General features: G+C 74.6%; 23 protein-coding genes. 12 read left to right on the forward strand and 11 right to left on the reverse strand.

Annotation, left to right across the window (positions count from 1 at the left end; all coding sequences use genetic code 11):
- Nucleotides 1–18 precede the first annotated feature (18 nt).
- Genes LG324_RS10225 through LG324_RS10235 form a run of 3 tightly spaced genes read left to right on the forward strand, consistent with a single transcriptional unit; the run spans nucleotide 19 to nucleotide 1,089 of the window.
- Complete coding sequence (locus LG324_RS10225; RefSeq protein ID WP_404347591.1) at nucleotides 19–312, forward strand: STAS domain-containing protein; 294 nt, start codon at nucleotides 19–21, stop codon at nucleotides 310–312.
- The gene (locus tag LG324_RS10230; RefSeq protein WP_404347593.1) at nucleotides 306–797 is read left to right on the forward strand and encodes a hypothetical protein; all 492 of its coding nucleotides are present in this window, start codon (nucleotides 306–308) and stop codon (nucleotides 795–797) included. Before LG324_RS10225 ends, LG324_RS10230 begins: the two co-directional genes overlap by 7 nt.
- Before the next feature lie 49 nt (nucleotides 798–846).
- Complete coding sequence (locus LG324_RS10235; protein WP_207024826.1) at nucleotides 847–1,089, forward strand: hypothetical protein; 243 nt, start codon at nucleotides 847–849, stop codon at nucleotides 1,087–1,089.
- A 42-nt stretch (nucleotides 1,090–1,131) separates the two neighbouring features.
- Here the strand turns inward: LG324_RS10235 and LG324_RS10240 are convergent, their stop codons facing one another.
- From LG324_RS10240 to LG324_RS10255, 4 genes are all read right to left on the reverse strand, one after another.
- Nucleotides 1,132–2,100, reverse strand: a complete 969-nt coding sequence (locus tag LG324_RS10240) for a cold-shock protein (protein ID WP_030529466.1) — start codon at nucleotides 2,098–2,100, stop codon at nucleotides 1,132–1,134.
- 91 nt (nucleotides 2,101–2,191) lie between these two features.
- Complete coding sequence (locus LG324_RS10245; RefSeq protein WP_404347596.1) at nucleotides 2,192–2,962, reverse strand: hypothetical protein; 771 nt, start codon at nucleotides 2,960–2,962, stop codon at nucleotides 2,192–2,194.
- A 9-nt stretch (nucleotides 2,963–2,971) separates the two neighbouring features.
- The gene (locus LG324_RS10250) at nucleotides 2,972–5,065 is read right to left on the reverse strand and encodes an ATP-binding protein (protein WP_404347599.1); all 2,094 of its coding nucleotides are present in this window, start codon (nucleotides 5,063–5,065) and stop codon (nucleotides 2,972–2,974) included.
- Nucleotides 5,062–5,457 (reverse strand): response regulator, encoded by a 396-nt coding sequence (locus LG324_RS10255; RefSeq protein WP_404347601.1) that lies wholly within the window; start codon nucleotides 5,455–5,457, stop codon nucleotides 5,062–5,064. The genes LG324_RS10250 and LG324_RS10255 overlap by 4 nt, the downstream gene beginning before the upstream one ends.
- A 160-nt stretch (nucleotides 5,458–5,617) precedes the next feature.
- Between LG324_RS10255 and LG324_RS10260 the strand changes: the two genes are divergently transcribed.
- Nucleotides 5,618–8,704, forward strand: coding sequence for a PAS domain S-box protein (locus LG324_RS10260; RefSeq protein ID WP_404347603.1), 3,087 nt, complete (start codon nucleotides 5,618–5,620; stop codon nucleotides 8,702–8,704).
- Nucleotides 8,705–8,720: 16 nt separating this feature from the next.
- Nucleotides 8,721–9,404, forward strand: coding sequence for an AbfB domain-containing protein (locus LG324_RS10265; protein WP_404347605.1), 684 nt, complete (start codon nucleotides 8,721–8,723; stop codon nucleotides 9,402–9,404).
- Nucleotides 9,405–9,443: 39 nt separating this feature from the next.
- On the opposite strand, the gene LG324_RS10270 is transcribed toward LG324_RS10265, so the two are convergent.
- The 5 genes from LG324_RS10270 to LG324_RS10290 form a co-directional block, all read right to left on the reverse strand.
- Complete coding sequence (locus LG324_RS10270; RefSeq protein ID WP_404347607.1) at nucleotides 9,444–10,346, reverse strand: amino acid ABC transporter permease; 903 nt, start codon at nucleotides 10,344–10,346, stop codon at nucleotides 9,444–9,446.
- Nucleotides 10,343–11,008 (reverse strand): amino acid ABC transporter permease, encoded by a 666-nt coding sequence (locus LG324_RS10275; RefSeq protein WP_030529459.1) that lies wholly within the window; start codon nucleotides 11,006–11,008, stop codon nucleotides 10,343–10,345. Before LG324_RS10275 ends, LG324_RS10270 begins: the two co-directional genes overlap by 4 nt.
- A 90-nt stretch (nucleotides 11,009–11,098) precedes the next feature.
- Nucleotides 11,099–11,926, reverse strand: coding sequence for a glutamate ABC transporter substrate-binding protein (locus tag LG324_RS10280; RefSeq protein ID WP_030529458.1), 828 nt, complete (start codon nucleotides 11,924–11,926; stop codon nucleotides 11,099–11,101).
- A 63-nt stretch (nucleotides 11,927–11,989) separates the two neighbouring features.
- Nucleotides 11,990–12,730, reverse strand: coding sequence for an amino acid ABC transporter ATP-binding protein (locus LG324_RS10285; RefSeq protein ID WP_404347610.1), 741 nt, complete (start codon nucleotides 12,728–12,730; stop codon nucleotides 11,990–11,992).
- 121 nt (nucleotides 12,731–12,851) lie between these two features.
- Nucleotides 12,852–13,187: a cupin domain-containing protein gene (locus LG324_RS10290; protein ID WP_404347613.1), complete on the reverse strand. Its 336-nt coding sequence runs from the start codon at nucleotides 13,185–13,187 to the stop codon at nucleotides 12,852–12,854.
- Between the two features lie 141 nt (nucleotides 13,188–13,328).
- On the opposite strand from LG324_RS10290, the gene LG324_RS10295 reads away from it, so the two are divergent.
- A complete protein-coding gene (locus tag LG324_RS10295) occupies nucleotides 13,329–14,735 on the forward strand; it encodes an NAD(P)/FAD-dependent oxidoreductase (protein ID WP_404347616.1) in 1,407 nt (468 codons plus the stop codon).
- 142 nt (nucleotides 14,736–14,877) lie between these two features.
- Here the strand turns inward: LG324_RS10295 and LG324_RS10300 are convergent, their stop codons facing one another.
- On the reverse strand, nucleotides 14,878–15,777 hold the full coding sequence (locus tag LG324_RS10300; protein ID WP_404347619.1) for a glycosyltransferase: 900 nt from the start codon (nucleotides 15,775–15,777) through the stop codon (nucleotides 14,878–14,880).
- Nucleotides 15,778–15,946: 169 nt separating this feature from the next.
- On the opposite strand from LG324_RS10300, the gene LG324_RS10305 reads away from it, so the two are divergent.
- Genes LG324_RS10305 through LG324_RS10330 form a run of 6 tightly spaced genes read left to right on the forward strand, consistent with a single transcriptional unit; the run spans nucleotide 15,947 to nucleotide 23,479 of the window.
- Nucleotides 15,947–16,897, forward strand: coding sequence for a glycosyltransferase (locus tag LG324_RS10305; RefSeq protein WP_404347621.1), 951 nt, complete (start codon nucleotides 15,947–15,949; stop codon nucleotides 16,895–16,897).
- Nucleotides 16,894–18,072, forward strand: coding sequence for a UDP-galactopyranose mutase (glf, locus tag LG324_RS10310; RefSeq protein ID WP_404347623.1), 1,179 nt, complete (start codon nucleotides 16,894–16,896; stop codon nucleotides 18,070–18,072). The genes LG324_RS10305 and glf overlap by 4 nt, the downstream gene beginning before the upstream one ends.
- Entirely contained in the window at nucleotides 18,069–20,000 is a 1,932-nt protein-coding gene (locus LG324_RS10315) for a glycosyltransferase (RefSeq protein ID WP_404347625.1), read from the forward strand. Before glf ends, LG324_RS10315 begins: the two co-directional genes overlap by 4 nt.
- The gene (locus LG324_RS10320; RefSeq protein ID WP_030529450.1) at nucleotides 19,997–20,842 is read left to right on the forward strand and encodes an ABC transporter permease; all 846 of its coding nucleotides are present in this window, start codon (nucleotides 19,997–19,999) and stop codon (nucleotides 20,840–20,842) included. The genes LG324_RS10315 and LG324_RS10320 overlap by 4 nt, the downstream gene beginning before the upstream one ends.
- A gap of 1 nt (nucleotide 20,843) precedes the next feature.
- A complete protein-coding gene (locus LG324_RS10325) occupies nucleotides 20,844–21,575 on the forward strand; it encodes an ABC transporter ATP-binding protein (RefSeq protein ID WP_404347627.1) in 732 nt (243 codons plus the stop codon).
- Nucleotides 21,572–23,479 (forward strand): DUF6541 family protein, encoded by a 1,908-nt coding sequence (locus LG324_RS10330; protein ID WP_404347630.1) that lies wholly within the window; start codon nucleotides 21,572–21,574, stop codon nucleotides 23,477–23,479. Before LG324_RS10325 ends, LG324_RS10330 begins: the two co-directional genes overlap by 4 nt.
- On the opposite strand, the gene LG324_RS10335 is transcribed toward LG324_RS10330, so the two are convergent.
- Complete coding sequence (locus LG324_RS10335) at nucleotides 23,371–24,225, reverse strand: potassium channel family protein (protein WP_404347632.1); 855 nt, start codon at nucleotides 24,223–24,225, stop codon at nucleotides 23,371–23,373. The genes LG324_RS10330 and LG324_RS10335 overlap by 109 nt on opposite strands.
- Between the last annotated feature and the right edge of the window lie 11 nt (nucleotides 24,226–24,236).

A 24,236-nucleotide genomic window follows, 5' to 3' on the forward strand; every position in this document is an offset into this window, starting at 1 on the left:
CGCTGGGAGCCTCGCGGGATGACCACGACGAGCGCCGAGACGCTGACCGTCCACCTCGACGGGGCGGTGGCCGGTGGGGACCTGAGGAGGGTGCGCGAGGCGCTCGCCCGGGGGCTGCGGACGGGCCGGCCGGTGCGGGTCGACCTCTCGGGCGTGGAGCGGCCCAGCTCCGAGACCGTCGCGACCATCCTCTGGGCGCACCGCAGCTGCGCCGGACGCAACGTCACCTTCTCGATCGTCGGGGACCGCGGGCCGACCCGCCGCGTGCTGCGCGGCTGCGGCGTCGTCGTCGAGGACGCGGACGCGTGCTGAGCCACGTGGTCGGACCGGCCCTCGTGCACCGGCACGCGGCCTGCGGCTGGACGGTCACGACGGTCGAGTACCCGGGCGGGGTGGCCGAGATCCGGCCCCGCACCCGCCTGACGCAGGTCGTCGTCAGCGACCGGACGGAGAGCGGCGGCGGCGTCGCCGGGGAGTGCTACGCGGCGGCCGCGTGCACCCACGACGGTGAGCTCGTCGTGGCGGTACGGGCTGCGCCGCCGGCGATCGTCGTCACCCCCGGTGGCTGCTCGACGGCGCCGGCGGACGGTCGACTGTGGGACAGCCGCTTCCCGGTCGTCGGCGAACGACTCGTCCTCCTGTCGGCCGACGCGCTCGAGGCCGCGCCCGACCTGCTCGCCGAGGGAGTGCGCTCCGGGACCGGTGCGCTCGCGAGCGACGACCCGGAGGCACTGCTCCTCGCGCTCGTCGGGGCCGGGGGGCGGGGCGCCGGAGCCGTCATCGACACGACGCCCTGACCGACCGCGGAACAGCTCACCGTGCGGCGCGGCGCACTACGGTGGGCCGGTGCGAACCCGGGTGGTGGTCGGTGCGGTGCTCGTCGCGCTCGCCTGCCTCCTCTCCGCGGCGGTCCTGTGGGCCGAGCCGGTGGAGTTCGGGTGGTTCGCGTACGCGGGCCCCGTGGATGTCCTCTCGCCGGGGTTCACCGTCGTCACGCCACGGCGCGGGGTCGGCCTCGCTCTGACCGGCCTCGCCCTGGTACTGCTCGGTGCGGCCGGGGGAGCCCTCCTCGGTCGGCGCCGGGGCTGAGCGGGTCCCGAGTCGACGGCGACCGCCGAGCGGGCCTGCGGCTCAGAGGAGCTCGACGCGGTCGGCCTGCGGCCCGCGGTCGCTCTGCCGCACCTGGAAACGCACCCGGTCGCCCTGGTAGAGCGCCTCCGCGCCGCGGATGACGGACACGTGGACGAACAGGTCCGGCCCGCCAGCGTCCGGGGCGATGAAGCCGAAGCCGCGCTCGTCGTCGTACCGGGCGACGACGCCCGTACCGCCCCGTGCAGGCGGGGCCGAGGACTCCCGGCGGTCGGACCGTCCGCGGTCGGGCCGTCCGCGGTCGGAGCGCCCACGGGCGGACGGTGCGGGCGCGCTCCGGCGAGCCGGGCGGCCGGCGAGGCGCACGTCGCGGGCCTGCGGCCCCTTCTCGCCCATGACGACGTCGTAGGTGACGCGGTCGCCCTCCTCGAGCTCCTGGAGGCCGTCGGCCAGCTCACGGACGTGGACGAACGCGTCCGGCCCACCGTCCTCCGGCGTGATGAACCCGAACCCCTTGTCCCAGTCGTACCAGGACACCGTGCCGTCGGCCCCGTCCGATGCCGGGCCGGACCCGGCGGCCTGCGCGGCGAGGGGGAGGAGGTGGTCGGCCTGCGGACCCTTCGGCCCGTCGACGACGAGGAAGGCCACGCGCTGCCCCTCGGACACGACGCCACCGCCGACGACGGCGGAGGCGTGGAGGAAGACCTCGGCGTCACCGTCGTCCGGCGTGACGAAGCCGTAGCCCTTGGTGGGCTCGTACCAGGCGACCGTGCCGAGCACGCCGAGCGTCGACTCGTCGCGCTCGGCGACGACGCGGACGCGGCGGGCGATCGGGCCGCGGTCGCCCTCCCCGACCTCGAGCTCGACGACCTGGCCCTCCCGCAGCACTCGCGTCCCGTCACCCCCGACGACGTCGGACGCGTGGACGTAGAGGTCCTCGGCGTCCTCGCCGAGGGCGATGAAGCCGAAGCCCCGGTCGGCGTCGAACCAGCGGACGGTTCCTTCGGTCACGGTGACTCCTCGGCGGTGCGTGGACGGTGCCCGCCCATTGTCGCCGACCGGCGGGGTGCGCGCGTCCACCGGTCCCGCCGGACCGTGACCGTCAGCCGGCCGCGGAGACCTCGTCCGCTGCGGGGGCGTCCGGCACGGCGAGGGTGCCGCGCTCCTCGCGGGCCCGGGCCGCGGCCATGACGGTCGCGAGGTCGGCGCCGAAGGTGTCCACGCCGGCGGCGTAGGTCAGCAGGAGGCGGTCGAGGTCGGCCATCGGGGTGGTGAGCTTGAGCTCGAGGGAGTCGGGGAGCGTGCCGGCGAGGCGGGCGAGCACCCGGGTGTCCGGCCGCGTCCCTCCCACCTCGAGGGAGTCGAGCCCGACGTGGGCGGCGACGGCGACCACGTCGTCGACCCGGTCCTCCGTGAGCCCGACGAGGTGGAGCCGCAGGTCCGCGGTGGCGGCGCGGGTGAGGTCGCGCAGCGTCTCGAGCCGGGACACGACGGTCCGCAGGTGCCGGCGGTCGAGGTCGTCGAGGGCGGCGGTCACCCGGACCTGGTCGGCGCCGTCGGCGACGGCGTCCTCGGCCTGCGCGAGGAGCAGCTGGAACGAGCACCAGTCGCGCAGCGGCTCCGTGGACTCCAGGTGGGCGGTGACGCGCTGGGCGTCCGGGAGGAAGGACCGGACCGCCGCCACCCGCTCGGGCACGCAGGTCACGCCGCGCAGGCCGTAGGCGGCAGCCCGTCGCGAGCTCCGTTCCACGTCGAGGAGCGAGCACCAGTCGGGGGAGGTGTCCTCCTCGAGCAGGGCCGCCACCGCGCCCGCGGTGAGCGGGCGCCCGTGGCGGTCCCGGCGGGTCGCCGGGAGGGTGTGACCGGGCATCATGGCTGCTCCTCAGGCCGGGACGACGGCCCGGCGTGCACGGACCTCGCGCAGGGTGTCGATGGTGTGGGCGACCGCCGCCGCGGCGTCGGCGTCGGAGGCCCCGAGGACCTCTGCCGCGGTGTCCTCGGCGGTGGGCAGGACGACGAGGACGGGGACGCCGGCCAGACGGGGGGCCGCGAGGCAGGAGCGGAGCAGCCCGCTGCGGTCGTGCGCGGCGAGCGGCGCGTCGACGACGACGAGGTGGAAGTCGTGGTGGTCGACGACCGCCGACACCTTCGCCGCCCGGGTCACGGTGCGGCACAGCAGGCCCCGGTCGGTGTAGCGCTGGCGCAGCTCCTCGGCGCGGTCGGCGGTGTCGGCGAGGACGAGCGCCCGGCGCGACCCGGCGAGCAGCTCGGCCACCGAGGTCCCCTCGGGCTCGGTCGACGGGGCGGGACCTTCCCCCGCGCGGACGCCGTCCGGGCCGGCGACGAGCACGACGGGCACGTCGGCCAGCTGCCGGTCGGCCTGCAGCCGCTCGACGAGGTCCCAGCGGGGCTCGCCCGGGACGCGGTCGCCGGCCACGACGGCGGTGGGGCGGCGCGCGGCCGCGGCGGCGGCCACCGTCGCGGGGCCGGAGCGGCTGACGACGTCCGCGGGAGCGGCAGCGAGCAGACCCGCGACCCGGTCGGCGGCGGCGCCGTCGGTGTCGACGACGACGACGCCGGCCGTCGACGCCGGCGCGGCGTCGGACGCCGTCACGGGCAGCGGCAGCTCGAGCGTGAGGGTCGTCCCGGCGTCCGGACGCGAGGTGGCCGTGACCCGGCCGGCGTGGGCCTCGACGATCGACCGGCTGATGCTCAGGCCGAGGTTGGCCCCGTCGCCGCCGCGGCCCGACGCCGGGCCCGACGCACCCGTCGAGCGGTCGAAGAGGGTCGCCAGCGCGGCGGTGGACACGAGCGGCCCGAGGTCGGTGACGGCGATGACGGCCGTCGTGTCGCGGACCTCCGCGGACACGCGCACCGAGCCGTCGACCGGGCTGTGCCGGACGGCGCTGCCGAGGACGTTGACGAGCGCCTGGACGAGCCGGTCGGCGTCCGCCATCAGGTGCGTGGGCCCGGCCGAGGTCACCCGGATCCGGACGTTGCGGCTGTCGGCCTGGGGTTCGACCTCGTCGACGGCGGCCCGGACCACCTCGTCGAGGTCGACGGGGACGAGGTCGAGGGTGAGCCCGTCCGAACCGGTGCGGGCGCGCTCGAGGTCGAGGACGCCGTTGACGGTGCGGACGAGGCGCTCGGTGCCGCTGAGGGCGACGCTGGCCATCCGGTGGACCGCCGGGCTCGCCGGACCGGCGGCGCCACCGGTGATGAGCCCGAGCGCGCCGCGGATGGAGGTCAGCGGTGTCCGCATCTCGTGGCTGACGACCGAGAGGAACTGGGCCCGCAGCAGCTCGGCGTGCCGCTCCTCGGTCACGTCCTGGAGCGTGCCGCGCAGGATCCCGCCCGGCGCGTCGACGCGCGCTCGCACCCGCACCTCGAGGAGGTCGCCGCGCGGCGCGGAGACCCGGCAGGTGAAGTCGACGGATTCACCGGTCTCGGTGCTGCGGCGCAGCTCGGGTACGGCGAGGCGGTCGCGGTCGTCCGGGTGCACAGCCTTCAGGACCTGTTGCGTCGTGAGATGGCCTGTGGTGGAACGGATCCCGAGGATCCGTCGGAACTCCGGGCTGACGGTGACGTCATCGGACGTCGGGTCCCAGGACCACGAGCCGACGTGCGAGAGAGACTGCGCGGCTTCCATCTCGACGGCGGCGGCGCGGGCGGCGCCGGCGGCGGAGCGGAGTCGTCCCGCCTCACGGTCGACGTCGCGCAGCAGCGACCGGCAGGCCAGGAGCGCGACCACGGCCCCGGAGGCCGAGGCGACGACGGCGACGAGGGCGAGCGCGGCCCGTCCGCCCGAGTCGGTGTCGAGCGCCCCGAGCAGGGCGAGGACGGCCCCGAGGGCGAGGACGGACGTCACGAGGGCGACGCCGAGCGAGCGGGTCAGGCGTCGACGGCCCCGCGCCGCCCACGCCTGCGGTGGGTGCCCGAGCTCGTCCGGCGAGGTGGTCGAGGGTGCGGTGCTCATGCGCGGACCAGCACCTCGCGGAGGCGGTCGGGCAGCGTCATCGGGTCGAAGGGCTTCTCGAGGACCGCGAGGACGGAGGTGCCGTCGATGCCGTCCCGCACGGCCTCGCCCTTGGCCGTGAGCACGACGACGGGGACCGTGGAGGCGCCGGGCAGGCCGTTGATGGCCCGCGCCGTCTCGGCGCCGTCCATCCCCGGCATCATCATGTCGAGCAGCACCAGGTCGGGCAGCCGGTGGCGGCAGGCCTCGACGGCGTGGGCCCCGTCGACGGCCGTCTCGACGGTGAACCCTCCGACGGCGCGCAGGCTCAGGGCCGCGACCTCGAGGACCAGCTCGTCGTCGTCGACGACCAGCACGTGCCAGGGGGAGTCCGTTCCCTCTGAGATGTTCATGGCGGCAGTGTGAAGGACCGGTCAAGGCCGCGTCTGCGGAAACTCTGGGGGGACAGCCGTTCGGCCAGTGTCTACGTGCGCGAGGCATCAGGAGGCGGGGGCGCGTCCTACGCTGCCGCCTGACCGGCGAGGTGGTCGTCCGGCGCCAAGGAGGGCCTCGATGCCAACGGAGACGGCGGTCCGCGCGCCGGCGGTCGACCGCGTCCCCGCCCGGCGGGTCATGACCTACCGGTCGGTCCCGGGCGCCCGCGGGCGGTTCGTGTCGGTGGGCGGTGGCGTCCGCGAGATGTTCGGGCTCGACCGCGACGAGCTGCTCGCCGACGTCGACTTCTGGGAGTCGCGCCTGCACCCGGCGGACCGCGACGCGGCGCTGCTGCGGGAGGAGGCGGGGCTCGAGCTCGGGGTCCTCGTCTCCGAGTACCGCTTCGTGCGGCACGACGGCCGGCTGGTGTGGGTGCTCGACGAGGCGACCGTCGTCGAGGACCCCGTCCACGGCCCAGTGTTCGACGGGGTGTTCGTCGACGTGACCTCGTTGCGGCGCTCCGAGCTCAAGGTGGCGGCGCACGGCCGGCTGGTCGACCTCACCAGCGCCGGGAGCACCCTGGGGGAGGCCCTCGAGCCGCTCGTGCACACGGCGATGGAGCTGTGCGCGGCCGAGCGCTGCGAGGTGTCCTTCCGCGACGGCCTGCACGTCTCGGTGACGGCGGCGGCGTTCGACGCCGGGGCGGCCGTGCCGGAGGACGTGACCCGGACCGGGTCGCGCGGCGAGTCGGTGCGGCTCGTGGCGATGCCCTCGCCCGAGACCGACGACACGCTGGAGTGGCTCGAGCTGATGACCCTGCGGGCCCAGCGGATGCTCGAGGACCGCGCCCGCTCCCTGGAGTCGGCGGCCCTGCTCAGCGCGACGCTCGAGTCGACGGTCGACGGCATCCTCGTCGTCGACCGGCACGGGCGGTTCGCGGGGTGGAACGAGAAGTGGGCGACGATGTGGCGGGTGCCGTCGGCGCTGCTCGCCGCCGGCGACGACAAGGCGGTCCTCGAGGCGGTCGTGGCCCAGGTTGCCGACCCGGTGGCCTTCATGGCGCGCATCGAGTACCTGTACGCCGCGACCGAGGAGACGAGCTTCGACGAGATCCTCTTCGAGGACGGCCGTGTCTTCCAGCGCTACTCGCGACCCCAGTCCGTCGACGGGGAGGTCGTCGGGCGGGTCTGGAGCTTCCGGGACATCACCGACGGGCGCGCGCTGCAGGAGGCGCTCTCGTCGCAGCAGCAACGGTTCCGGATGCTCGTCGAGCAGGTCAGGGACCACGCGATCGTCCACCTCGACGAGGACGGCGTCGTCACGAGCTGGAACGCGGGCGCCACGCAGGTGTTCGGTTACGAGGCGGCCGAGGTGGTGGGCCGGCACGTGGCCGTCCTGCACCCGGGGGAGGGTGACACGGCATCCGAGGAGATCCTGCGCCGGGCCCGCGCCGAGGGGGTCTCGCGCGACGAGGGCTGGCGGGTGCGACGGGACGGCTCGCTCGGCTGGATGAGCTCGACCGTCACGGCGCTGCGCGACGCCCGGGGCGGGCTGCAGGGCTACGCCGAGGTCGCCCAGGACCTGACGGACCGGCGCGCCGCGGCCGAGGCGCTGCGCGCGCAGCGCCAGGTCCTCGAGCTGCTCGGCACCGTCGCGTCCGCGGCGAACGCCGCGCCGGACGTGGAGTCGGCCGTGCAGCAGACCCTCCGGGCGCTGCTCGACCTCGGGGGGTGGGACCTCGCGCACGCCTGCCTCGCCCCGGACGGCGCGCCGTCCGGCGACGGCCGGTCGGACGGACGCCCCTGCGGTGCGGACCCGACGCACCTGTGGCTCGCCGTCGACGGGCTGTGCACCGAGGGCCTGCGGCGCGAGGTCGAGACCGCCGGCGTCGCCTCCCTCCCGGTCGTCGCCGAGGCGATGCGGCGCGGCGGTCCCGCCTGGGAAGCGGTCGACGCGTCGGACGGCTCGGCCTCCGCGCACGCCGTCCGCGCCCTCGGGCTGCGCACGGCGATGGCGCTGCCGATCACGGTCAGGGACCGGACCGTCGGTGTGGTGCAGGTGTTCTCGCGCGAGGAGACCGAGGTCGAGCCCGGCCTGCTCGACGTGATGGCGCAGGTCGGCGTTCAGCTCGGGCGGAGCGTCGAGAGGCACCATGCCGAGGCCGAGCTCGCGGCCCGGGCGGCCGACCTGCGCGACCTCAGCGACCGCCTCTCGACGGTGCTCGACTCGGTCGAGGAGGGCATCTTCGGCGTCGACGACCACGGCGTCGTCACCTTCGTCAACCGGGCCGGCGCGGACCTGCTGGGGCTGGCGCGGGAGGACGTGCTCGGCAGCCTCGACACCGACGTGCTGAACCGCCCGAGCGCCCCGGACGAGGCGATGTCCGACCCGCGGCTGCCCACGCGTGCCCGCCACGTCCGACCCGACGGCACCTCCTTCGCGGCCGAGTGGATGGTCTCACCGATGCAGACCGGCCGCGGCGCGGTCGTCATCCTGCGCGACGTCGAGGCCGCCCGGGCGGTCGAGCGGATGAAGGACCAGTTCATGGCGATGGCCAGCCACGAGCTGCGCACGCCGCTCACGTCGCTGCGCGGGGCGCTCGGGCTCCTCGGGGGCGGCGCGGTCGGTGAGCTGCCGGCGCCGGCGTCCCGGCTCGTCGACGTCGCGACCGCCAGCGCGGACCGGCTCGTGCGGCTCGTCGGGGACATCCTCGACACCGAGCGGCTGCGGACCGGGCGGATCGTGCTGCGCCACCGTGACGAGGTCGTCGAGGACCTCGTCGCGTCGGCGGTCGCCGACTCCTCGGCCGCGCGGGGGGCCACCGACGTGGTCGTGCACGGCGGCGCCGAGCCGACCCCGGTGCACGTCGACCCCGACCGCGTCGTGCAGGTCGTCACCAACCTGCTCGTCAACGCGGCGAAGTTCTCCCCGGCCGGGGCGCCGGTCACGGTGCGGGTCTCGCACGACGCACTGTGGGTGCGGGTCGAGGTGCAGGACGAGGGCCCGGGCATCCCGGCGGGTATGGAGGAGCGGATCTTCGAGCCGTTCGTCCAGGCCGACGCCAGCGACACCCGCGCGCACAACGGGTCGGGCCTCGGGCTGGCCATCGCCCGCGACATCGCCCGACTCCACGGCGGCGACCTGATCGGCCGCACGCGCGCTCAGGGCGGTGCCTGCTTCACCTTCACGCTGCCCCTGCCGGGGACGGGTCGCACCTCCGGCTGAGCGCGACGACGAGGATGTGCCCGTCGCTTCGGACCCGTCCGTCACGACGAGCTCGGGCCTGTCGCAGTACTGGCGGATCGGCAACGGGGGGCACGGGGTCATGGCTTCGCGCTGGCCGGGCGAGGCGTCGAGCACGGCTCTCGCGGGCAGCCTCGCCTTCGCGTCCTACTACACGTCCGCGCTGACGCCCCCCGACGTCCTGCGGCACCACGCCGCCGGTCGGACCGGACCGCCGACGAGCGGCCGGTGGTCGTTCTCGCGGTCGACGGTCGGCGACAGCACCTCGTACCTGCGGCACTGGGCCTTCCGCCTCTACGTCGCCCCCATCTCCATGAGCGACCCCGTCGGCACCTACGACTCGACCTGGACCCTGGAGCCGGGGCTCGCGGACGCCCGCTGCGTCTCGTTCCGGTCGACGAACTACCCGGACCGGCTGATCCGCCACAGGAGCGACATGCGGATGGTCATCGAGGTGCCGGACGGGTCGACGGCGTGGGACCAGTCGGCGACGTTCTGCCCCCACCTCGGCAACAACGGCGAGGGCACGTCGTGGTCGGCCTACGACGCCCCCACGCGCTACTGGCGCTCCTACGGCAACGAGGTGTGGCTGGCCTCGGACGGCGGCCCGAACTGGTTCGACGACCACACGAACTGGGCCGATGAGACGAGCTGGAACACCCGTCCGCCCGTCGTGCCCTGAGACCTCGGTGCCGCCCCATCGCGGGGCGACACCGAGACGTCAGCGGGCGCTGCTGCTCGTGGCCTCCGCGGTCGGCACCGTGTCCGAGGGCACCGCCGCCGAGCGGGGCGTACCGGCCGAGCGACCGCGCCGGCCGAGCCAGCGTTCCACGCGGCCCGCGAGGACGGTCAGCGCGTAGTTGACGAGCACGAACACCGCCGCCGCGACGATGTACGCCTGCAGCGTGTTGGCGTACGCGGACCCCAGCGTCTTCGCGGCGGTGAGGAGCTCCGGGTAGAGCACGACGGTGCCGAGCGCGGTGTCCTTGAGGACGACGACGAGCTGCCCGACGAGCGCGGGCAGCATCGCGCGCAGCGCCTGCGGCAGCTGGATGCTGCGCAGCGTCTGGCTGGGGGAGAGGCCGATCGAGAGGCCGGCCTCGGCCTGCCCGGCGGGCAGTGAGTGCACGCCCGAGCGCACGAGCTCGGCGATGACCGAGCCGTTGTAGAGCGTCAGGCCGACGACGACGGCGGCCATCGGGGCGTACTGGTTGGGCAGCCACGTCGCGGTCGCGAAGTAGCCGAAGAAGAGGAAGACCATCATGAGGAGGACCGGCACCGAGCGGAAGAACTCCACGACGACACCGCTCACCCAGCGCACCGCGCGCACGTGCGAGAGGCGGCCCATCCCGAAGACCAGGCCGTACACGCCCGCGAGGACGACCGACGCGGCCGCGGCCTTGAGGGTCTCCCAGAAGCCGGGGAGCAGGTACTCGGTCCACACGGCGGGGTCCGTGACGAAGGGGGTCCACAGCGCCGGGTCGAGCTGGCCGGCCTCCGACATCTTGCGGTACACGATCCACCCGGCGGCGACCACGAGGAGGACCCCGATGACCGTGAGGACGCTGTGCCGCAGTCGGGCCCGCGGGCCGGGGGCGTCGAAGAGGACGCTGTCGCTGCTCATCGCTTGACCGCCAGACGTCGGGAGAGGGAGGTGACCGCGAGGCCGATCGGCAGCGTGAGGATGACGAAGCCGAGGGCGAAGAGGAAGAACGTCGGCAGGCTCGCGCCCTCGTTCTCGGTGATCTGCGCGAGGAGGCCGGCGGCCTCGGCGGTGCCGAGGATGACCGCGGCCACCGTCGTGTTCTTGATGAGCGCGATGAGGGTCGAGCCGAGCGGCGCGATGGCGCCACGGAACGCCTGCGGCAGCAGCACCTCGCGCATCGACTGGCCGAAGGTCAGCCCGATGGAGCGGGCGGCCTCGGCCTGCCCGGCGGGGATGGTGTTGACGCCGCTGCGGATCGCCTCGCAGACGAAGGCCGCGTGGTAGACCGACAGCATGATGACCGCCCACCAGTAGGAGTCGCGGGCCTGGTCCTGGCTCAGCTGCAGCCCGAGGATGATGCTCATCCCGAGGATGCTGAAGACCATGAGGAGCGTCAGCGGCGTGTTGCGCAGGACGTTGACGTAAAACGCCCCGAGGGCCCGCAGGACGCGGACGGGGGAGACGCGGAAGACCGCGAGCACGGTGCCGATGACGAGCGAGCCCAGCGCGGAGAGCACGGAGAGCTGGATCGTCACCCAGAAGGCACCGAGGATGTCGTAGTTGCCGATGATGTCGCCCATCACCTCACCTTTCGGCCGGGGCGGTGGCCCTCGGGCCCGGCACCGCCCGCCCCGAGGGGCGGGCGGTGCGCGGGTCCGGACGGGCTGCGGTCAGGAGCAGGCGTCCGGGGTGGGCGGGTTGCCCGCCGGCGGCTTGTAGCCCGCCGGGCCCAGGTTCGCGTCGACGATCTTCTGCCAGTCGCCGTCGGTGATCATCTTGTTGATGGCGTCGGTGACCTTCTGGCAGGTGGCGGTGTCGCCCTTCTTGAGGCCGATGCCGTAGTTCTCCTGCGAGAACGGCTGGCCGACGACCTTGAGCTTGCCCTTGTACTGGTCCTGCGCGGCGTAGCCGGCGAGGATCGTGTCGTCGGTGGTCAGCGCGTCGACGCCGCCGGAGACGAGCGCGGTGACGCACTCGGAGTAGGTGCCGAACTCGCGGAGGTTGACGCCCGCGACCTCGTCCTTGACCTTCTGCGCCGAGGTCGAGCCGGTGACCGAGCACAGCTTCTTGCCGTCGAGGCTGTCGGGGCCGGTGATGGAGGAGTCGTCGGCCCGCACGAGGAGGTCCTGGCCGGCGACGAAGTACGGTCCGGCGAACCCGACCTTCTCCTTGCGCTCGTCGGTGATCGAGTAGGTCGCGACGATCATGTCGACCTGGCCGGTGCTCAGCAGGTTCTCGCGCTGGGCGCTCGGGGCCTGCACCCACTGGATGTCGCCCTCCTCGTGGCCGAGCTGCTTGGCCACGTACTTCGCGACGTCGACGTCCATGCCGGCGTAGTCGCTGCCCTTCTTCAGGCCGAGACCGGGCTGGTCGAACTTGATGCCGATCTTGATGCCGTCGCCGCCGGAGCCCTCCCCGCCGTCGTCGGAGCCACAGGCGCTCGCCGTGAGCGCGAGGACCGCCGCCGCGGCGACGAGTCCGATCCGGGTGCTCTTCATGTCGGTGTTCCTCCTGGTGTTGGTCGACTCGTGGTCGTCGGGTGGCCCGGTCGGCCGCCCCGGTCAGTGGGTCAGGATCTTCCCGAGGAAGTCCTTGGCGCGCTCGCTGCGGGGGTTGGTGAAGAACTCCTCCGGCGTGTTCTCCTCGACGATCTGCCCGTCGGAGAGGAACACGACGCGGTTGGCGGCCTTGCGGGCGAAGCCCATCTCGTGGGTGACGACGATCATCGTCATGCCGCTCTTCGCGAGCTCGACCATGACGTCGAGGACCTCGGTGATCATCTCGGGGTCGAGCGCGGAGGTCGGCTCGTCGAAGAGCATGACCTTCGGGTCCATCGCGAGGGAGCGGGCGATCGCCACGCGCTGCTGCTGGCCGCCCGACAGCTGCGCGGGGTACTTCTGCGCCTGGTGCGCGACACCGACGCGCTCGAGCAGCTCGGTGGCGCGCTTCTCGGCGTCGGCCTTCTTCATCCCGCGGACCTTGATCGGCCCGAGCGTGACGTTCTCGAGGATCGTCTTGTGGGCGAAGAGGTTGAAGGACTGGAAGACCATCCCGACGTCGGCCCGCAGCGCGGCGAGCTCCTTGCCCTCCTCGGGCAGGGCCTTGCCGTCGATGGTGATCGAGCCGGACTCGAAGGTCTCGAGGCGGTTGATCGTCCGGCAGAGGGTGGACTTCCCGGACCCGGACGGTCCGATGAGGATGACGACCTCGCCACGGCCGACCTCGAGGGTGATGTCCTTGAGCACGTGGAGGTCACCGAAGTGCTTGTTGACGTCCTTGAGGACGACCAGGGCTTCGCTCATGCACAGGGAACCTACTGATGCCGGTGCGGTCCGTGGCAAGCCGGGGTCGTCCGATGGGGCGGATGGGGCGCATTGTGACCGTTCCGAGACCTCCCCGCACCTCCAGCGCCTGCCGGAGCCCTCAGGCGACCCACACCTTCCGGAGCGGTTTCTCGACGCTCCACACCGTGCGCTCGCCGGCGTGCAGCCGGACGGCCGTCCCCGGGGCCAGGCGGATGCGCTCTCCGTCCTCGAACTCGACTGTGCCCGAACCGGACAGGATGACGAACACCTCGTCCACCTCGGTGTCACGGGCGGTGCCGGCGGACATCTCCCAGACCCCGACCTCGACCCCGCCGACGGCGCCGAGCGTCTGCACGGCGGCCGTCGGGTCGCCGTCGACGACCTCCTCGGCCGGCAGGGCCTCGTAGGCGAGCGGCAGCCGGGTCACGTCGTCGGCGAGGAGGCGCTGGGGCATCCCCGGATGCTGCCACGCGACGGATCGAGAAGCCAGGTGTGCGTGTGACCGTCCCGATCCGGAGGTGTCCTCGTCCCGCGGTGACGGATCCCGTGGACGACCCCTCGCCGCCGACGGTGCCGCTCGGGCATGATGCGGGGCATGGCCGTCTCCCCGGGTGCCGCGCACGCCTCCCTCGCCGACGCCGTCCCGGACGTGTTCTGGACCGACCGCCCGGCGCTGCGGCCGCCGGCCCGCGCGCCGCTCACCGGGCACGGCCACCGCGCCGACCTCGTCGTCGTCGGCGGTGGGTTCACCGGGCTGTGGGCGGCGGTCCAGGCCAAGGAGGACGACCCGTCGTGCGACGTCGTGCTGCTCGAGCGCGGGCGCCTCGGGGTCGCGGCCTCCGGACGCAACGGCGGGTTCGTCTCGCCGTCGCTGACCCACGGGCTCGGTCAGGGGGTGGCCTGCTGGCCGGACGAGGTGCCCACCCTCGAGCGGCTCGGGGCCGAGAACTTCGCCGCGCTCGCCGCCACCGTCGAGCGGTACGGCATCGACTGCGACCTGCACGTCCCCGGCGAGCTGACCCTCGCCCTCGACGAGCGCCAGGTCGAGACCGTCCGCGAGGCGCACGCGCTGCACCGGGCGCACGGGGTGCCGACCGAGCTGCTGACGGCGCAGGAGGCGCGGGCCCGGGTGGACTCGCCGCGCTACCTCGCCGGGATGCACGACCCCACCGTCGGCCTCGTCGACCCGGCGCGGCTGGTGTGGGGCCTGGCCGAGGCCGCCGAGCGGCTCGGGGTGCGCCTGCACGAGGACACCGCGGTCACCCGCCTCGACGAGGACGGCGACGGCGTGCGCGTCGGGACCGAGTGGGGGAGCGTGCACGGGCGCCGGGTCGTGCTCGGCACCGGCGCGTTCAGGGGTGTGCTCAAGCGGCTCGCGCTGTACACGCTGCCCGTCTACGACCACGTGCTCATGACCGAGCCGCTGTCCCCGGCGCAGCTCTCGTCCGTCGGCTGGGAGGGGCGCGAGGGCGTGACCGACGCCGGCAACCAGTTCCACTACTACCGGCGCACCCTCGACGACCGCGTCCTCTTCGGCGGCTACGACGCCAACTACCACTTCCCGGGGCGCATCGACCCGCGGCTGGAGCAGTCGGGGTCGCACGACCTGCTCGCCCGCCACTTCCTCGGGATCTTCCCGCAGCTCGAGGGCGTCCGGTTCACGCACCGGTGGGCGGGCGTCATCGACACGACGTCGCGCTTCACCCCGGTCTTCGGGACGGCGATGGGGGGCCGGCTCGCCTACGCCGTCGGGTACACCGGCCTGGGCGTCGCCTCGACGCGCTTCGGCGCGCGGGTGGCGCTCGACCTCGTCCACGGTCGCGACACCGAGGTCACCCGGCTCGGGATGGTGCGCCGCAAGCCGCTGCCGTTCCCGCCGGAGCCGGTGCGCGGCCTCGGGGTGCGCCTGACCCGGGCGAGCCTCGCCGCGGAGGACCGGACCGGGCGCCGCAACTTCTGGCTGCGGGCGATGGACGCCGTCGGCATCGGCTTCGACAGCTAGCCGGCCGGCGCCCGGGCGGTGTGCAGCAATCGTCGAATGTGTCGATTGCTGCACGGTCGGCGGGTTCGGGGTGTGCAGGAGTCGTCGGATGTGTCGGTTGCTGCACGGTCGGGCACTGCGGCGTGGCCGGGCTTCCCCGCCGTCAGCGGGACGGGGCGAACTGCTCTCGGCGCCCGGCGGCCGAGCGCTCGCGCCAGACGCGCCAGCCGTCGGGGTCGCGCTGGACGACGAGGTGGTACCAGGCGTAGCGCGCCTCGTCCGGCCAGCGGCGCCAGCGCATCCCGGGCTGGCTCGTCAGCCAGCCGAGGTTGCGGTAGGCCACCTTGGCCCGCTCCGGGTCGGCGGGGACGTAGACCGGCACCGACCCGCCGAGCAGCGGCACGACGTCGCGGGTGCCGGACGGGTGCAGCCAGGTCGCGTCGAGGACGGTCGCGAAGGGCAGGCCGCTGCGCACGAGGCGGCGGTGCATCTCGACCTCGTCGCCGCGCACGACGAGCCGGGGGTCCGGCACGCCGATCGCGTCGAGCGCCCGGGTCGACAGGAGCATCCCGTTGACGGGGTTGGCCACCCCGCGGACCACGCCGGTGCTGGGCAGGTCGGAGCGCAGCGACGCACGCCGCGTCCCCCGGCGCAGCCCGAAGGCGAGGCGCTCCGGGGCGTCGACGTCGAGGACCAGCGGGGCGGCGACCTCCAGCCCCTCGGCGTCGGCCGCGGCCAGCAGGGTGGCGAGGGTCGACGGCGTCGCCGGGCGGCCGTCGTCGTCGGCCAGCCAGACCAGGTCGGCACCGAGGGCGCGGGCCGTGAGCACCCCGTAGGCGAAGCCGCCCGCCCCGCCGAGGTTCGTCGAGGACGGCAGATAGGTGGTCGGGAGGTCGCAGCGCTCGACGACCTCGCGGGTCGCCGGGTCGTCGGCGTTGTCGACGACGACGAGGTCGTCCGGGCGGCGGTCCTGGCCGGCGAGCGCGGTCAGGCCCACGGACAGCAGCTCCGGGCGCCGGTAGGTGACGACGACGGCCACGACGCGGGGTTCGAGTGGTGCCACGTCCCCGACGCTAGGACCGCGCCGCGGCGCCGGCGCGACCCTCAGGTGAACGGCGGGGGAGCGGGACGTGTCGGTCCGTGGCGTCCGTGGGCGGACGGCCGGTCAGCGATCACCTCCCGGTCGTGGCGGGTTCACCGTCCGGACCCCTGCCGTCCCTAGCGTCCACGACGTGAGCGAACCCTTCTCCCTGCTCCTCCCCGTCTACCGCGGGGACCGTCCCGACCACCTGGTCACGGCGTTCCGCAGCACCGTGCACGAGCAGCTGCGGCGACCCGACGAGGTCGTCGTCGTGCAGGACGGCCACGTCGGGCCCGACCTCGCCAGCACCCTCGAGCGGCTCGAGTCCGGGTCACCCGTGCCCGTGCGTCGGCTCCGCCTGTCGCACAACGTCGGTCTGGCCCAGGCGTTGCAGAGCGGGTTGGCGGCCTGCCGCCACGACGTGGTCGCCCGGATGGACGCCGACGACATCTCGCTGCCCCACCGCTTCCTCGTCCAGCTCCCCGTCATCGAGGCGGGGGCCGACCTCGTCGGTGCCGCGGTGCTCGAGGTGGAGGAGACGGACGTGCGAGCCGGCGAGGGCGGTGTGCTGCGGGTCCCGCCCACCACGCCGCGCGAGATCGCCGAGGTCGCGCGCTGGCGCAACCCGTTCAACCACCCGACCGTCGTCTACCGGCGCAGCGCGGTCCTCGCGGCCGGCGGCTACCGCGAGCTCCCGCTCATGGAGGACTACTGGGTCTTCGCCCGGATGATCGCTGACGGCGCACGGGTCGCCAACCTCGCCGAGCCCCTCGTGCGCTACCGCGTCGGAGCGGGCGCCTACGAGCGCAAGGGCGGTCTGGGACAGCTGCGCTCGGAGCTGAGGCTCCAGCGTCGGCTGCACGACGAGGGCTTCACCACCCCCGCGCAGATGGTGCGCAACACCGTCGTCCGCGGGGGCTACCGCCTCGTCCCGACCGCGCTGCGCCGCCGGGCCTACCGACACACCTTCACGACCACCGCCGCGACGGCGACGGCGAGCCCGGAGCTCACCCTGCCCGTGGCGACGGACCGGAACCGCCCGCCGACCGGGGGGCGCCCCGTCCCGCCGTCCGCCCGCACGACGGCGGAGGAGCAGGCGTGACGCGCGCGGACCTCGTCGTCGTCGGGTCGGGGCTCTACGGGCTGACCGTCGCCGAGCAGGCGGCCCGTCGTGGCCTGGACGTGCTCGTCGTGGAGCGCCGGGACCACGTCGGCGGCAACGCCTGGAGCGAGACCGAGCCGGAGACGGGCATCGAGGTGCACCGGTACGGCGCCCACCTCTTCCACACGAGCAACGCGCGGGTCTGGGAGTACGTCAACCGGTTCACGGCCTTCACCGACTACGTCCACCGCGTCTGGACCGTCCACCGCGGCGAGGTCTACCCGATGCCGATCAACCTCGGCACGCTCAACCAGTTCTTCCGCAGCGTCCACGGGCCGGAGGCGGCCCGGGCCCTCGTCGCGGAGCAGGCCGCCGAGCTGACCGGCGAGCCGCGCAACCTCGAGGAGAAAGCGGTCTCGCTCATCGGCCGGCCGCTCTACGAGGCCTTCGTCCGCGGGTACACGGCCAAGCAGTGGCAGACCGACCCGACGCAGCTGCCCGCCGAGGTCATCAGCCGCCTCCCGGTCCGCTTCACCTACGACAACCGGTACTTCAACGACACCTGGGAGGGCCTGCCGGTCGACGGCTACGCCGCCTGGCTCACCCGGATGCTCGACCACCCGCGCATCGAGGTGCGTCTCGAGACCGACGTCCTCGAGCGCGGTCACGCGCTGCACCGCGACCGGCTCGTGGGGCAGGTGCCCGTCGTCGTCACCGCGCCGGTCGACCGCTGGTTCGACCACGCGCACGGTCGGCTGGGCTGGCGCACACTGGACTTCGAGCAGGAGGTCCTCCCGGTCGGCGACCACCAGGGCACGGCCGTCCTCAACGAGGCCGACGAGTCGGTCCCGTGGACGCGGGTGCTCGAGTTCCGCCACTTCCACCCCGAGCGGACCCACTACCCGAGCGACCGGACCGTCGTCGTGCGCGAGCACTCGCGGTTCGCCGGGCCCGACGACGAGCCGTACTACCCGGTCGCGGCCTCCGCGGACCGGGAGCGGCTCGCCGCCTACCGCGAGCTGGCCGCGACCGAGCGCGCCGTCGGCGTGCACTTCGGCGGGCGCCTCGGCACCTACAAGTACCTCGACATGCACATGGCGATCGCCTCGGCGCTCACCTTCGTCGACAACGAGCTCGACGCTCTCGTCTCGCGTTCCGCGGTGGGGGCCCGGTGAGCGCGCTCGACGTCGTCGCGCGGGTCGTCCTCCCGCTGGACGGCGACCTCGACGTGCTGCCCCTCTACGTCGACGGGCGCCACGTCCAGGAGCCGGTGGCCGCCTACGAGCCGCCGCCCCCGTCCCTGCCGTCCGACCAGCACCCCGACCAGGTGCTGGGCCGACGGTCCTACCGGGTCCCCGCCGGCGGGGGGACGTCGTTCGGCACCTACCTCAACGCCTTCCCGGCCTCGTACTGGCGTCGGTGGACCGGTGTGCGCGAGGTCGTCCTGCGGGTCCGGACGAGCGGCCGCGGGGTCCTCATGGTCTACCGGTCCTCGGCCCGCGGCGCGAGCGCGCGGGTGACCTCCCGCCGGCTCGAGGGCGACGCGACGCACGAGCTCCGCCTGCCGCTGGACACCTTCGCCGATGGCGGCTGGTACTGGTTCGACCTCGTGGCCGGCGACGAGGACCTCGTCCTCGAGCAGGCCGACTGGGCCGCGCCGGTCGACGACGACGGGCCGCGGCCCGCGGGCGGCACGACGGTCGGCATCACGACGTTCGACCGACCCTCCTCGTGCGCCGCGCTGCTCGCCCAGCTCGGCGCCGCCGACGAGCTCGCCGACGTCCTCGACGAGGTGCTCGTCGTCGACCAGGGCACCCGCACGGTCGAGGCGGACCCCGGTTTCGAGGAGGCGCAGCGTCTCCTCGGCGACCGGCTGCGCGTCATCCGTCAGCCGAACCTCGGTGGCTCGGGCGGCTTCTCGCGCGCGATGCTCGAGACGCTCGACGCGGGACGCTCCGAGCACGTGCTGCTCCTCGACGACGACGTCGTGTGCGAGCCCGAGGGCATCGCGCGGGCCGTCGCCTTCGCCCGGCACTGCCGCCGCCCGACCGTCGTCGGCGGCCACATGTTCTCGATGCACGAGCGCTCGGTGCTGCACGCCGTCGCCGAGGTCGTGCGCCCGTGGCAGTTCCGGTGGGCGCCGGCCGGGCCGTCGGTGCACGACCACGACCTGGCGCGCCGGACCCTGCGCGGCACCCCCTGGCTGCACCGCCGCCTCCACGCCGACTACACCGGCTGGTGGATGTGCCTCGTCCCGGTCACCGTGCTGCGCGACGTCGGGCTGTCGCTGCCCTTCTTCATCAAGTGGGACGACGCCGAGTTCGGGCTGCGGGCCGGCGCGGCGGGCCATCCGACGGTCTCGCTGCCCGGTGCCGCGGTCTGGCACGTGCCGTGGACGGACAAGGACGACAGCACCGACTGGCAGGCGTACTTCCACGCGCGCAACCGCATCATTGCCGCGCTGCTGCACTCGCGCTACGACCGGGGTGGGCGGCTGGTCCGCGAGAGCCTGCTCGTGTCGGTCAAGCACGTCCTCGCGATGCAGTACGGCGCGGCCGCGCTGCGCACCCGGGCGCTGCGCGACGTGCTGCGCGGGCCCGAGGCGCTGCACCCCGAGCTGGGCTCGACCCTGGCCGAGGTGCGCCGCCTGCGGGCCGGCCACGACGACGCCCGCGTCCGTCCCGACGCCCACGACTTCGAGCCGGTGACCCCGCGCCAGCGACGCCGTCGCGAGCCGGCCACCACCGCGCCGGCCGGCCGGCTGGGGACGGTGCTGGCCGGTGGCGCCGGGCTGGTGCACCAGGCCCGCCCGGTGCCGCCCCGGGCGGTCGAGGCCCCCGAGCACGAGCTCGCCGCCGCGGACGCCAAGTGGTGGTCCCTCGCGCGGATGGACTCCGCCCTCGTCGCGACAGCGGACGGCTCGGGGCTCGCGTGGCTGCGCCGCTCGCGGGGGGAGGCGGCCCGCGCGACCGCCGAGGCCGTGGCCGTGCACCGCGAGCTGCATCAGCGCTGGCCGGAGCTCGCCTCCCGCTACCGCGGCGCGCTGCCGGAGCTGACCGGCGAGGACGCCTGGCGCCGCACGCTCGGGATGGACCGGCGGTGAGCGAGCTCGTCGTCCAGGGCGTCGGCGGTGGGCTGGCGGAGGTGGCACGGCGGCGGTACCTGCTCTCGCTCCTCGTCCGCAAGGAGCTGCGCGTCCGCTACCGGGCCTCCGTGCTCGGGCTGGGCTGGTCGTACGTCAAGCCCGCGGTCACCTTCGGCGTCTACTTCGTCGGCCTCGGTCTCGTGCTGCGGCAGAACACGATCGCCGACTACGCCGTCTACCTCTTCGGGGGGCTCGTCGTCGTCACGGCCTTCTCGGAGGCGGTGGGCAACGCCACCCGCTCGGTCGTCACGAACGGCGAGCTGGTACGCAAGGTCTTCCTCCCGCGCGAGCTGTTCCCCGTCGCCAGCGTGTGCGTCGCGGGCGTCCACCTGCTGCCGCAGGTGCTCGTCCTCGTCGTCGGCGCGCTCGTGTCCGGGTGGCGACCCGACGGCGTGGGCGTCCTGGCGCTGCTCGCCTGCGTGGTGCTCGTCGCGCTCCTGTCGACGGGTCTCGGGCTCGTGCTGTCCGCGGTCGACGTCCTCTTCCGCGACGTCGAGAACGTCGTCGACCTCGTGCTGGCCGTCATCGTGTGGACCTCGCCGGTGCTCTACCCGACGCACCTCGTCGAGAGCCTCCTCGGGCCGGGGTCGTGGGGCTTCGCTCTCTACCAGCACAACCCGCTGACCGTCGCGGTCGACCTCGTGCACCGCGCGACGTGGCCCGCCGCGACCGCGCCGGGTGCGCTGCCCGACGGGCTCGTCGGCCGCACGGTCGTCGCGCTCGCCACGTCGCTCGTGCTGCTCGCGGTCGGGCAGCTCGTCTTCCGCCGCCTCTCCGGGCGCTTCGCGCAGGAGCTCTGAGGTGGCGAACCAGGTCGCGGTCTCGGTCGAGGGTGCCTCGAAGCACTTCCGGCTGCGGCACACGCACTCGCTCAAGGAAGGGCTGGTCTGGGCGGTCCAGGGCCGGCCGCGGCACGAGGACTTCCGGGCCCTCGAGACGCTGGACCTGGACATCCGGGAGGGCGAGTCGGTGGCGCTGCTCGGCCGCAACGGGTCGGGGAAGTCGACGCTCCTCAAGCTCGTCGCCGGGGTCATGTCCCCCGACAGCGGACGGGTGAGGGTGCGCGGCAGGCTCGCCGGGCTGCTCGAGGTGGGGGCCGGCTTCCATCCCGACCTCACCGGCCGCGAGAACGTGCACCTCAACGCCGCGATCCTCGGGATGGACCCGGGCGCCATCCGCGCCCGCTTCGAGGACATCGTCGAGTTCGCCGACGTCGGTCCGTTCCTCGACACCCAGGTGCGCTTCTACTCCTCCGGGATGTTCCTCCGGCTCGCCTTCAGCGTGGCCGTGCACACCGACCCCGACGTCTTCCTCGTCGACGAGGTCCTCGCCGTCGGGGACGAGGCGTTCCGGGACAAGTGCATCGCGCGGATCGGGCAGCTCTCGGCCGAGGGGCGCACGCTCGTGGTCGTCAGCCACGACCTGCCGCTCGTCGAGCGGCTCTGCGACCGCGGTGTCGTCCTCGACGCCGGCCGCGTCGTGCACGACGGCCCCGTCGTCGCGGCGGTCGAGCACCTCCGGGCGGTCCTGTGACGTGGTGGGGCGCCGCCCCGGCCGTCGGCACCGCGCTCCTCGCGCTGCTCCTGCCCGGGCTGCTGGTGGGCCGGGTCGTGGGGGTCCGGGGCGTGCTCGGCGTGGGCCTGGCGCCGGTGCTGTCCGTGGGCACGCTCGCGGTGACGGCGGTCGCCGCGTCCGTCGTCGGGGTGCCGTGGGGGCCGGTGGCCGCCGGGGTCGGGGCGCTCGTCGTCGTGGCCGCCGCGGCCGGCGTACGACAGCTCGTGCGGACGGTCCGGCCGGACGGGGTGGTGGACGCCGCGGAGCCTGCGTCCGTCCGGGTCGCGGCCGTCGTCGGCGTGGTGGCCGGGGGTGCGGCGCTCGTGGCCGGGTCCGTGCGCGGGGTCGGCGAGCCCTCCCGCTGGCCGCAGACGTTCGACGCGGTCTTCCACCTGTCCGCGTCCTGGCGGGTGCTGACCACCGGCGACGGGTCCTCGCTCGACCTCGGCACGCTCAACGCGCCGGGGCTGACGCACGCCTTCTACCCCGCGGCCTGGCACGACCTCGTCGCGCTCGTGGCCGGCGTCACCGGCTCGACGGTCGTCGTCTCCTCCACCGCCGTCGCGCTCGTCGTGGTCGCCGTCGTCCATCCGCTCGGGTGCGTCGCCCTCGCCCGCGTCGCCCTCGGGCGCCGTCCGGTCGCCGTCGCGGCCGCCGGGGCGCTCGCCGCCGGCGTCACCGCGTCACCGGTCGTCCTCTCCTCCTACGGCACCCTCTGGCCCAACGCGCTGGGGACGGCCCTGCTGCCCGCGGCGCTCGCCCTGCTCGTCGTGGTCCTGGGGGCGGGACGCGAGGTCGCCGTCGGCGCCTCCACGTCGGTCGTGCTGCTGCCGGTCGCCGCGGCGGGGCTCGTGCTCGCCCATCCCAACACCGCGGTCACGTGGCTCGTCCTCGGGGTCGTCGTCGCCCTCGTGACCCGGTGGCCGGCGGGCGGACGCAGACGGGTCCTCACGCTCGTCGCGGCCGCCGCCACCGTCTGGCTCGTCGCGTGGTCACCGCTGTTCGCCGCCACGCGGCGCACGTCCTGGCCGGCCCGCGAGACGGTTCCGCAGGCGCTGGGGGAGTGGGCGCTCCTCTCGCCGCAGCGGGTCCCCGTGCCCCTGCTGCTCGCCGGCCTGACCCTCGTCGGGTGCGTCGTGGCCTGGCGGCGGGCCCACCTGCGCTGGCTCCTGGCGGTGCACGTCGTCGGCGGCGGGCTCTTCGCGCTCGTCGCCGGGAGCGACTCCGTCGTCGCGCGGCTCGCGAGCGGGCCCTGGTACGACGACGCCTTCCGCCTCGCCGCGCTCGCGGCGGTGGGCGCCGTGCCCCTGGCCGCGCTCGCCGTCGAGGCGGTCGCCGCACGCGTGGCGGCCCAGCGCCGCGGGGTGTCCCCGGCGGTCGTGGGCGGCGCGCTGCTCGCCGCGGTGGCGGTCGCGACGAGCGGTCTGTCGTGGGCCGACACGGCGTCCGTCGTCGCGCGGTGGTACCGGTCCGAGCCGATGCTCGACCCCGCGGCCGCGGCCCTCCTCGGACGGCTCCCACGCGAGGTCGGGCCGGACGCCGTCGTCGCGGGCAACCCGTTCGACGGCGCAGCCCTCACCGGGCCGCTCGGCGACCGTCGTGCGCTCTTCCCGCACCTCACCGGTGCCTGGGACCCCGACCGCGTCCTCGTCGGCAGCTCGCTCGACGAGGCCGCCCGGCGGCCCGAGGTCTGCGCCGCCGTCCGTCGGCTCGGGGTCACCCACGTGCTGACGGGAGGCTCGCGCTTCTGGACGGACGACCGTCGCCGCCAGGGCTACGCCGGGCTCGAGGTCGAGGGATCGCCGGGGTTCGAGCGGGTCGACGCGGGCGGTGCCATGGTGCTCTGGCGGGTGACCGCCTGCGGCGCCGCCGCGGACGGCTGACCCGCGTCACCGCCGGTGGAGCCGGCCCGCAGCTCCTCGACCGTCCGCTGGAGACGGGCGATCTGCGCCGACAGCGCCTCGACGTCCGAGGCGGTCGCGGACCGCGAGGTCTCCTCGATCTCGGCCACCTGCTCGATGAGCCGGCTGGCGAAGGTCGCCGTCACGACACCGATGAGCGCGATGCCGGCGAGCATGAGGCCGACCGCGACCCACCGACTCTGCGTCGTCACGTGGTAGAGGTCGCCGTACCCGACCGTCGTCACGGTGGTCGCGGCCCACCAGAGCGCGTCGCCGAAGGTCCGGATGAGGGCGCCCGGTGCGCCGCGCTCGGCCTGGAGCTCCGCGAGGCTCGCGACGAGGATGACCATGAGCGCCGCGCCCGCGACGTAGACCGACACCCGGCCGCGCAGCGACCCGCCGGCCTTGCGGTTGAGGACGGCGAGCAGGGTGACGAGCCGCAGGAGCCGCAGCGGCCGGAGCAGCGGCAGCACGACCACCGCGAGGTCGATGAGGTTGTGCCGGACGAACTCGACCCGGTGCGAGGCCAGCCGGAGGCGCACGAGGTAGTCCACGAGGAAGGCCGCCCACGCCGTCCACGACAGGACCTCGAGGGCCGTCAGCCATCCCCCGGAGAGCGTCGGGTCGAGGACCGGCCACGCGTAGGCCACGAGGAAGAAGAGGGCGGCCACGGTCAGCGGCCACTCCGTCGCCCGCTCCCACCGGGCGCGGCGCAGGTCGTCGCTCATGCCGTCATGCT

The sequence above is a fragment of the Phycicoccus jejuensis genome (genome assembly GCF_044797865.1).
In the GTDB taxonomy this organism is placed as follows: domain Bacteria; phylum Actinomycetota; class Actinomycetes; order Actinomycetales; family Dermatophilaceae; genus Phycicoccus; species Phycicoccus jejuensis.

Excerpts from the sequence above, each read along its gene's own strand:
- LG324_RS10275 (WP_030529459.1), bottom strand. The coding sequence starts at position 11,008 with ATGGGCGACATCATCGGCAACTACGACATCCTCGGTGCCTTCTGGGTG.
- LG324_RS10290 (WP_404347613.1), bottom strand. The coding sequence starts at position 13,187 with ATGCCCCAGCGCCTCCTCGCCGACGACGTGACCCGGCTGCCGCTCGCC.
- LG324_RS10245 (WP_404347596.1), bottom strand. The coding sequence starts at position 2,962 with ATGATGCCCGGTCACACCCTCCCGGCGACCCGCCGGGACCGCCACGGG.
- LG324_RS10270 (WP_404347607.1), bottom strand. The coding sequence starts at position 10,346 with ATGAGCAGCGACAGCGTCCTCTTCGACGCCCCCGGCCCGCGGGCCCGA.
- LG324_RS10260 (WP_404347603.1), top strand. The coding sequence starts at position 5,618 with ATGCCAACGGAGACGGCGGTCCGCGCGCCGGCGGTCGACCGCGTCCCC.
- LG324_RS10335 (WP_404347632.1), bottom strand. The coding sequence starts at position 24,225 with ATGAGCGACGACCTGCGCCGCGCCCGGTGGGAGCGGGCGACGGAGTGG.
- LG324_RS10285 (WP_404347610.1), bottom strand. The coding sequence starts at position 12,730 with ATGAGCGAAGCCCTGGTCGTCCTCAAGGACGTCAACAAGCACTTCGGT.
- LG324_RS10255 (WP_404347601.1), bottom strand. The coding sequence starts at position 5,457 with ATGAACATCTCAGAGGGAACGGACTCCCCCTGGCACGTGCTGGTCGTC.
- LG324_RS10295 (WP_404347616.1), top strand. The coding sequence starts at position 13,329 with ATGGCCGTCTCCCCGGGTGCCGCGCACGCCTCCCTCGCCGACGCCGTC.
- LG324_RS10225 (WP_404347591.1), top strand. The coding sequence starts at position 19 with ATGACCACGACGAGCGCCGAGACGCTGACCGTCCACCTCGACGGGGCG.
- LG324_RS10280 (WP_030529458.1), bottom strand. The coding sequence starts at position 11,926 with ATGAAGAGCACCCGGATCGGACTCGTCGCCGCGGCGGCGGTCCTCGCG.
- LG324_RS10250 (WP_404347599.1), bottom strand. The coding sequence starts at position 5,065 with ATGAGCACCGCACCCTCGACCACCTCGCCGGACGAGCTCGGGCACCCA.